This window comes from Collinsella tanakaei, assembly GCF_016902615.1.
In the GTDB taxonomy this organism is placed as follows: Bacteria; Actinomycetota; Coriobacteriia; order Coriobacteriales; family Coriobacteriaceae; genus Collinsella; species Collinsella tanakaei_A.
In genome coordinates, this window is sequence record NZ_JACJMB010000025.1 from 21,566 (window position 1) to 29,884 (window position 8,319).

7 protein-coding genes are annotated in these 8,319 nt (G+C 64.0%); 5 read left to right on the plus strand and 2 right to left on the minus strand.

Annotated features, from left to right (window positions below; translation table 11 throughout):
* The first annotated feature begins 35 nt into the window (after nt 1-35).
* Together murA and H6A21_RS08305 are read left to right on the plus strand one after the other, a co-directional pair.
* Nucleotides 36-1,319, plus strand: coding sequence for a UDP-N-acetylglucosamine 1-carboxyvinyltransferase (gene murA, locus H6A21_RS08300; protein ID WP_204562277.1), 1,284 nt, complete (start codon nt 36-38; stop codon nt 1,317-1,319).
* A gap of 12 nt (nt 1,320-1,331) precedes the next feature.
* Complete coding sequence (locus tag H6A21_RS08305; RefSeq protein ID WP_204562278.1) at nt 1,332-2,510, plus strand: LCP family protein; 1,179 nt, start codon at nt 1,332-1,334, stop codon at nt 2,508-2,510.
* Between the two features lie 181 nt (nt 2,511-2,691).
* Here H6A21_RS08305 and H6A21_RS08310 read toward each other — a convergent pair whose 3' ends face one another.
* A complete protein-coding gene (locus tag H6A21_RS08310) occupies nt 2,692-3,864 on the minus strand; it encodes an acyltransferase family protein (RefSeq protein WP_204562279.1) in 1,173 nt (390 codons plus the stop codon).
* A 7-nt stretch (nt 3,865-3,871) separates the two neighbouring features.
* Nucleotides 3,872-5,119 (minus strand): peptidase T, encoded by a 1,248-nt coding sequence (pepT, locus tag H6A21_RS08315; protein ID WP_428840759.1) that lies wholly within the window; start codon nt 5,117-5,119, stop codon nt 3,872-3,874.
* A 134-nt stretch (nt 5,120-5,253) separates the two neighbouring features.
* On the opposite strand from pepT, the gene H6A21_RS08320 reads away from it, so the two are divergent.
* The 3 genes from H6A21_RS08320 to H6A21_RS08330 all read left to right on the plus strand — a co-directional run bounded on the left by H6A21_RS08320 (nt 5,254) and on the right by H6A21_RS08330 (nt 8,191).
* Nucleotides 5,254-5,679: a metal-dependent transcriptional regulator gene (locus tag H6A21_RS08320; protein WP_204562281.1), complete on the plus strand. Its 426-nt coding sequence runs from the start codon at nt 5,254-5,256 to the stop codon at nt 5,677-5,679.
* 2 nt (nt 5,680-5,681) lie between these two features.
* Nucleotides 5,682-6,620, plus strand: a complete 939-nt coding sequence (locus H6A21_RS08325; protein ID WP_204562282.1) for a homocysteine S-methyltransferase family protein — start codon at nt 5,682-5,684, stop codon at nt 6,618-6,620.
* 164 nt (nt 6,621-6,784) lie between these two features.
* Nucleotides 6,785-8,191 carry a phosphoglucomutase/phosphomannomutase family protein gene (locus H6A21_RS08330; protein ID WP_204562283.1) on the plus strand — a complete coding sequence of 469 codons (1,407 nt, stop codon included), beginning with the start codon at nt 6,785-6,787 and terminating at the stop codon, nt 8,189-8,191.
* Nucleotides 8,192-8,319: the final 128 nt, after the last annotated feature.

The window sequence follows — 8,319 nt, forward strand, 5'->3', positions numbered from 1 at the left end:
GGCATATTCGTATGTCGGTGTTGAAGGGAACGCGCTTGGATATCATTCGCGTTGAAGGAGGACATGCCCTACATGGGCGCGTCCACGTGTCGGGAGCGAAGAACTCCGCTCTCAAGCTGATGGCGGCCACCCTGTTGGCGCCCGGCAAGACCACGTTGGAAAACGTGCCGAACATCTCCGATGTTCATGTTATGGGCAAGGTGCTGAAGCGTCTCGGCGCGACCATCGACGTGGTGGATGAGCATAGCCTTCAGATTGATACCTCGAACGTCGATTCATGGGAAGCGCCCTACGAGCTCGTCGCCAAGATGCGCGCTTCCACGGCGGTCATGGGGCCGCTGCTGGGCCGGTGCGGCAAGGCCAAGATCGCCATGCCTGGCGGCTGCAACCTCGGTGCCCGCAAGATTGATATGCATATTCTCGGCCTCGAGGCGCTCGGGGTGAAATTCGACACCGATCACGGTTACATCTATGCCGATGCGGGCGAGGGTATGGTCGGCACGACGGTCACGCTCGAGTTCGCGAGCGTGGGCGCCACGGAGAACCTCATCATGGCCGCTGTCAAGGCACGCGGCACGACGGTTATCGACAACGCGGCGCGCGAGCCGGAGATTGTCGACCTTGCCAACATGCTGAACGAGATGGGCGCCAAGATTACGGGTGCCGGTTCGCCGGTCATCCAGATCGATGGCGTGGAGGGACTCCATCCCGTCACCCATCGCGTCATCGGTGATCGCATCGAGGCCGGTACGTTCATCGTCGCCGGCGCCCTGATGGCCGATGACGACGGTATCGAGGTCACGGGCTTCAACGCGAGCCATCTCGGCATGGTCATCAAGAAGTTCGAGCTCATGGGTATCCAGATCGACCGCCTGGCGAACGGCGTGCGCGTGCGCCGCGTCGAGCATATTCGCCCGGTCGACATCCAGACGCTGCCGTTCCCCGGCTTTCCCACCGACATGCAGGCGCAGGCCATGGTGCTCTCCGCTCTTGCTGACGGCAGCTCGGTCATCACCGAGAACATCTTCGAGAACCGCTTCATGTTCGCCTCGGAGCTGGTGCGCATGGGGGCCGATATCCGCATCGAGAGTCATCATGCGATGATTCACGGCGTGCGCGGCTTCTCGGGCGCCCAGGTCGTTTCTCCTGACCTGCGCGGCGGCGCCGCGCTTGTGGTGGCGGGTCTCGTGGCCGACGGTCGCACCGAGGTCTCGGCCATCCATCACATCGACCGCGGCTATGAGCACTTCGTCGAGAAGCTCGACGAGCTCGGTGCCGGCGTCGAGCGTGTAACCCTTCCCGATCCCATCGACGATTAAGCAGGTAGCCGTATGAAAAAGAAACCCGTACAGGATTCCCGGCGCCTGAATACCGGCGCGGCGAGCCGCGTCTACAGCCGCGAGAATGTGGGCCGCTACTCCGAACGCGCCCGGCAGCGCAGGACTGGCAAGCGCATCCGTCGCGTGATCGTGACGACGCTTGTGGCCCTGCTCGTCTGCGTGGGCACGGCTGCCGGCCTGTGGTTCACGAGCATCGCCAGCCGCATCAACAACGGCGAGATCATCACTTCGGACCTGCTGCTCACGCTCGTCGATTCCAACGTGACCAAAGAGCCCTTCTACATGCTGCTGCTCGGTACGGACGGCCGCCCGGGTGAGGAGAGCTACCGCGCCGACTCGATCGTGCTCGCGCGCATCGATGCCAGAGAAAAGGAAGTGACGCTCATCTCCATCCCGCGCGATACGGCCGTGGAATATGAGGGGTCGCTTATCAAGATCAATGCAGCGCATGTCTACGACGGGGCCGACGGCATGGTAAAGGCGGTCAACGACCTATGCGACGTGCAGATCTCCCACTATGCAGAGATCAACTTCGAGGGCATGCAACAGCTTGTCGACGCGCTCGGCGGCGTCGAAGTGAACGTGCCCGACCGCGTCGATGACCCCAAGGCGGGCGATTTCGTGATCGAGCCGGGTCTGCAGACCCTGAACGGCGAGCAGGCGCTTGCGTTTTGTCGCTCGCGCGCGTACGTTGACGGCGACTATACCCGCATGCGCCACCAGCGCATCTTCCTGGCTGCTCTCGCGAACACCATTCTGAATAAGATGGATGTGAGCAACCTCATGGGCATCATCGACTCGCTGTCCAATATGGTCGCGACCGATATGAGCGTGCAGGACATCATCAGCCTGGTCAACGCCATGCGCGGTATGGATACAAACAGCATCTGGACCGCGAACCTGCCGTCATGGGCGGGCGAGGACACCTACATCGACGGTCAGAGCTATGTCTTCGTGCACGAGGACGCGCTCGAGGAGATGATGGAGCGCGTGAACGCCGGCGAGGATCCGCAGGGACCCCAGACGATGGGCGAGGGCGGCGATTCCGCAACCACAGGCGACCTCGTGAACAATGAGGCGGACGACTGGACGTACGGTACGGCGACGACAAGCGGAACGTCTTCATCCGGGGAAGAATCCGATGGATCCGGTGAGGAAGCCGCCGAATAGAGGGGCCACAAGATAGAGCGAACCCTTCGTCTCGTCCGATATGCTTCTCTCTCGTCCGATATGCTTCTCGTGTAGTCGGGTAAGGAGAACGTGCGGGGAGGGTATCCCCTATAAGAAGCGGGGCCACGCAGGTAGGTGCGTGGCCCCGCTTCTTTGTGTGATGGCACGCTGTGGGAGCCTGTCAGGCCGTAAGGTGAAGGGCGCGCAGAAGCGGGCGCCTGAGCGTCGAGTCGATTAGCAGAAATACCGCGACGACAGCAAGGCTCGCGAGGATGCCCGCAATCAGGATGAGCGCACTGGCGAGCAGGGCGCTTGAGGACACAGCAGCTGCTACCATCATGGCTGCGTCGACGGGGCCGCGCCAGAGGGTTTGGAACATCGATTGCGCGATGTAGAACCCCAAGATGCATGAGGCCGCCCGCGCGACGAGACGTGCGCTCGCTCGGTCAGGGTCGATGCGGAGCGCATCGGGATGGGCGCAGACGGCAAGCGAAAGCCAAGCCAGGGCAAACGAGACGACGGATGTCGATTTGAACGAGGTAGCGACCATCAGGTCGGCCCGGCCTGCGCAGGCGAGCGCAACCTCGCCCACGAGGGAAACGGCGCACACGCCGAGCAGGCCGCGGCGCCATGTGCCCAGGTGACCCGGGCGCTTGCCGAACAGGTCGGCGAGCGCACCGCCTGCGAGATATGCGACAAGATAGCTCACCGCGCTCATGAGCTTGCGCCATTCCAGCAGCCCGCGCACCTCGTCTCCGGGAGAGATGAACGCGATGTAGGCGTTGACCGCGTAGACGATAACGACGATGGCCGCGACAGCGCCAAGGCGCGCGCGGCAACGTTCCCAGATCCACCCGATAAGCGGGGTGACGAGCATGATCGCAAGATAGACCCAGATAAATTCGAGTCCGCCGACCAGCCATCCGAATTCGCCCGGCGCGATGCCGGGCAGGGATACGATCCATCGGCTCACAATAAGCGCGATGATTGCGTAGAGGCCAACGGACACCCCGATGGTGGCGGCGCGCCGCGCGGTGCGGCGCGCCTGGGAGCGCACGTGGCCGTCTGCGCGGGATGCGCGCGCGGCGCTCGGGATCAGAAAGAAGCCGGATATCGCGAAGAAGACGCAGTTGCCGTAGGCACCCAACAGGTTGATGGCGCCGAGCAGCCCCGCCGCGACCGGCACCTGGACAAGCGCGGCGCCAACGCCGTCAACCGCCAGCGCGGGGTCGGCCATATGCGCGGTAACCGAGGCGAAGACCGGCTGAAAAGAATGGAAGATCGCGATGGCGCAGATTGCCACGAGGCGCAACGCCTCGATGCGAATGTTGCGCGGTCGGGCGGCGGGCTGCATAGGGCTCCTAGCGGGCGAAGCGGGCGACGAGCTCGGTTAGCACGTCGACCATGGCGACCAGAGCGCTCACCGGGATGAACTCGTTCACGCCATGGCAGCAATACACGCCTGTCGAGAGGTTGGGGCAGGGCAGCCCGCGGAACGAGAGCTGAGCGCCGTCCGTACCGCCGCGGATGGGAATTACGCGAGGCGTTACGCCTGCGGCGGCAAATGCCTCTTTCGCGACGTCGATCAGCTCGGGATGATCCACTACGACCTCTGCCATGTTGCGGTACTGCTGCTTGACCTCCATCGTCACGCGCTGCTCGCCGACACGGGCATTCACGAAGTCGCAGGCGCGCTGCATAAGGTCGATCTTCTCCTGGAAGCGGGCGGCATCATGGTCGCGGACGATATAGCGCGCGGTGGCGTGGGTCACCGTGCCCGACACCCCCTCGATGTGGATGAATCCCTCATAGCCCTCGGTGTGCTCGGGGCGCTCGGGGACGGGCAGCAGGTTGTGGAACTCGCAGAACAGATTCGTCGCGTTGACCATGCGGTTCTTGGCGTCACCCGGGTGGATGGAGAAGCCCTCGAAGCGCACGGTCACCTCGCAGGCGTTGAAGCACTCCCACTCGAGCTCGCCGATAGGACCGCCGTCAACGGTATAGGCGTAGGCGCAGCCGAACGAGGGGATGTCGAGCAGCGCGGCGCCGTGGCCGATTTCCTCGTCGGGGCAGAAGCAGATGCCGAGCTCGGGATGGGGGAGCTCGGGGTCGTGTGCGATGCGGGCGACGAGCGCCATGATCTCGGCGATGCCCGCCTTGTCGTCGCCGCCGAGCAACGTCGTGCCGTCCGTGCAGACGAGGTCCTCGCCGACAAGCTCGTTGAGCGCGGGAACCTTCTCGGGCGAAAGCTTGATCTCGATGCCGTCAACGACGCCGCAGACGAGATCTCCTCCCTCATAGTGGACGATATGGGGCCGTACGTTCGCACCGGGGGCAGCCTCGGTGGTGTCGAGGTGGGCGATAAGGCCCAGGGCGGGCAGGTCTTCCGCCCCGCGACTTGCGGGGATATGGGCGCATACGTAGGCATGCTCGTCGACGGACACATCCTGGGCGCCGAGCGCGCGCAGCTCGTCGGCGAGGAGGTTGGCGAGGTCGAACTGCACGGCGGACGAGGGGACCTGATCGCAGTGCTCGTCGCTCGACTGGGTGTTCACCTGCACGTAGCGCAAAAATCGCTGCAGGACATCGGGGGCTTCGGTGATGGACATGGGCATGCTCCTTATTGAGGGGATAGCGCGCCTGCGTGCGCGTTGTCTTCACGGCTACTCTAGCACGGTGCGGCCGCATGGAGTCGCGGGGCGAATGCGCTACACTCTACGGTGTGTACAACGAGAGGATATATATGGACACCACCGACATCTCGCGCGAGCTACATCTGACGGTTGCCAACGAGGACTACCTTGAGTGCATGGTTCGCCTTGAGCGTGAGGGCGTGCAGGGCGAGGGAATTCGTTCGGTCGATATCGCCCAGCAGCTGAACGTCTCGAAGGCGTCGGTCAACAAGGCCGTGACGGTGCTGAAGGAGCAAGGGCTCGTCGAGCAGTCCCACTACGGCAAGGTCATGCTGACCGAAGCCGGACGCGAGCTTGGCAACGGTGTCTGGTACCGCCACCGCCTGCTCCGCACGTTTCTCATCCAGGAGCTCGATGTTCCGTTCGAGCGCGCCGATGCCGAGGCGTGCATGATGGAGCACGCGCTGTCCGAGGACACGATGAAGCGCTGGCTCAACTATCTCGAGGGCCAGGGCATCACGGTCGGCGAGGAGTAGCGATGGCGGGCGACGTGCGACAGGCGGCCGCTGACGCGTCGCGGTTCGATGCCGCCGGGTCGACATGGCTGCGTGAGCGCCTAGACGCGGGCGATATTCTGCTGATGCAGGGTCCGATGGGCTCTGAGCTTATGCGTCAGGTCGGCGCGGCGGATATCCCCGCAGCCCTGTGGAACGTCGCCGACCCGCATGAGGTCGAACGCATTCACTGGCTTTACCGCATGGCGGGAGCCGACATCATGCTCACGAACACATTTCAGGCCTCGGCGCCCGCCCTGGTGCATGACGAGGTCGATGCCGGCATGGAACGCGTGAACCGTGCCGCCGTCGCCTGCGCGCTTCATGCGGGGGCGCGCTGCACGCTCGCCTCGATCGGGCCCTGCGGGATCGCATGGGTGAGCGAGGACGCCCCAGAGTACCGCGAGGCGGCCGACGCCTACCGCGACCAAGCCTATGTCCTGCTCGATGCGGGCGCGCACGGCATCGTGCTCGAGACGTTCACCGCCCTGCGCGAGCTCGAGCTCGCCCTGCGCGCGGTGCGCTCCGTGGCGTGCGATCTGCCGGTGCTCGTGAGCTTCGCCATCGACGAGGCGGGTAACCTGCTCGGCGATGGGGTCAACATCGAGGTCGCCTGTATGCTTGCCGAACGAAAGGGGGCGGAGGCGGTCGGCGTGAACTGCTGCTCGGTTGCGGCGGCAACGCATGCGGTGCCCCGCATGGCGCGTGCGGTGTCGCTTCCCCTTATGGTCAGACCGAATGCAGGCGATCCGCAGCGCGATGAATACGGCTCGCTTACGTGGGATGAGCGCCCCGAGGCGTTCTCCTCCGCGTTTTCCGCATGGCGCGCGGCCGGCGCGCGCATCGTGGGCGGTTGCTGCGGCACGGGAGTGCGCACGGCCAGCGTCCTTGCAGGATGTCTTGACGAGGGATCCTTCCGGTAGGGAGGTCCTCGATCCGGCCGGCGCGGCAGAAGCATCTCGCAAGTGGGGCCGATTTGGCCGTTGTCCAATCTGTGATGCCTGTCTGTTGCGCGAACAGAGGGGTATAGAGATACCGCGTTGAAAAACACCCACTGGCAAGACACGCGCACGGGAGCACTGAGGCAATGGGCGAAATGATTCGCTTTGGAACAGACGGATGGCGAGCGCGCCGCGACGAGGCGTTCACCGAGGACAATGTCGTTCGCGTCGTTGACGCGGTGGCGTCGCTGTGGGCGCGGTCCAAACCGGGTTCCATCATATATATAGGATTTGACACACGACCGGACGCCGACCGTTTCGCACGCCTTGCGGCGCGCGTTGCCGCCGGACGCGGTCTGGTTGCGATGCTCAGCGACCGCTACGTGCCGACGCCCGCTGTATCGTGGACCATTGCGCACGACCCGCGTGCATGCGGCGGCCTTATGGTCACGGGTTCTCACCATCCGTCGGATTACCTCGGTATAAAGTTTCGCATGGCGGACGGCGGTGCCGCCTCGACCGACTTTGTCGATGAGATCGAGCGGGCGATCGAGCCCGATCCGACAGATGCGCGCGGCCCCATCGAGGTCGTCGATATCGCGACACCCTATTTCGACTCGCTCGTATCCGTCGTCGATGGCGATGCCATCGCACGGGCGAACCTGCACGTCGTGTACGACCCGATGTACGGTGCGGGACGCGGCGCCATGCCGGCTGTCCTGGGTGCACTCGGCGTGAGCGTAGCGGAGATTCACGGCGAGGATGACGAAGGCGTAGCCGAGATGCGCCCCGAGCCCATCGAGCCCTGGGTCGACGACTGCGAGCAGATGGTGGTGGAGATGGGTGCGTGCTGCGGCCTGATCAGCGACGGCGATGCCGATCGCTTGGGGGCGGTGGACGAAAAGGGCACCTATGTCAACTCGCATAAGCTCTTCAGTCTGCTGCTGTGGCATCTCGTCAACAATCGCGGTATGGGCGGGCGCGTGGTGCTCGGGGCAGCCTCGTCGCTGCTGACGCGCAGGATCGCGCGCGACCTTGATTGCCGCTATGTCATCAAGCCCATCGGGTACCGCTATATATGTGAGGAGATGCGCAAGGGCGGCGTGATGTTCGGCGGAGAGGAGACGGGCGGCTTCGGTATACCCGAACACTTCCCGGAGCGCGACGGCCTGCTCATGATCTTGCTGCTCTGCGAGCTGATGGCCCAGACGGGGAAAACTCTGGGCGAGCTGGTTGCCTCGATGGAGGAGAAGTACGGGAAGACATGGTACGGACGGCGCGACATCAGGCTGCAAAACGAAGACATCGAGGCGCTCCGGACGCTGCTGCCCGGCATGAATCCCAAGATCGTCGCAGGATGTAAGCCGGAGCGGGTAAGCCATGCGGACGGCATGCGTCTTGAGTTCGCAGACGAATCGTGGGTTATGCTCAGGCCAAGTGGAACGGAACCGCTGGTACGCGTATATGCAGAAGCGTTTACGCTCGAGCAGCGAGACGAACTCCTTGAAGCGGGTGCGCAGATAGCTCGACTCAAAGATGACGCATTTGTGTAGAGGATGTGAAGCGATAGAATCCCGCCCCCGGGGCCGCCCGGGAGTGGCAATATATCTCCCTGCCGCGCGGGTCACACCCGCGGCGGGCACCTTGAGAACCGGATACCGCGGGCGATGCCGGAAGGCAT

What these genes read in the sequence shown, in the direction of transcription:
- H6A21_RS08305 (WP_204562278.1), top strand. Translation starts at nt 1,332, where the DNA reads ATGAAAAAGAAACCCGTACAGGATTCCCGGCGCCTGAATACCGGCGCG.
- H6A21_RS08310 (WP_204562279.1), bottom strand. Translation starts at nt 3,864, where the DNA reads ATGCAGCCCGCCGCCCGACCGCGCAACATTCGCATCGAGGCGTTGCGC.
- pepT (WP_428840759.1), bottom strand. Translation starts at nt 5,119, where the DNA reads ATGTCCATCACCGAAGCCCCCGATGTCCTGCAGCGATTTTTGCGCTAC.
- H6A21_RS08320 (WP_204562281.1), top strand. Translation starts at nt 5,254, where the DNA reads ATGGACACCACCGACATCTCGCGCGAGCTACATCTGACGGTTGCCAAC.
- H6A21_RS08325 (WP_204562282.1), top strand. Translation starts at nt 5,682, where the DNA reads ATGGCGGGCGACGTGCGACAGGCGGCCGCTGACGCGTCGCGGTTCGAT.
- H6A21_RS08330 (WP_204562283.1), top strand. Translation starts at nt 6,785, where the DNA reads ATGGGCGAAATGATTCGCTTTGGAACAGACGGATGGCGAGCGCGCCGC.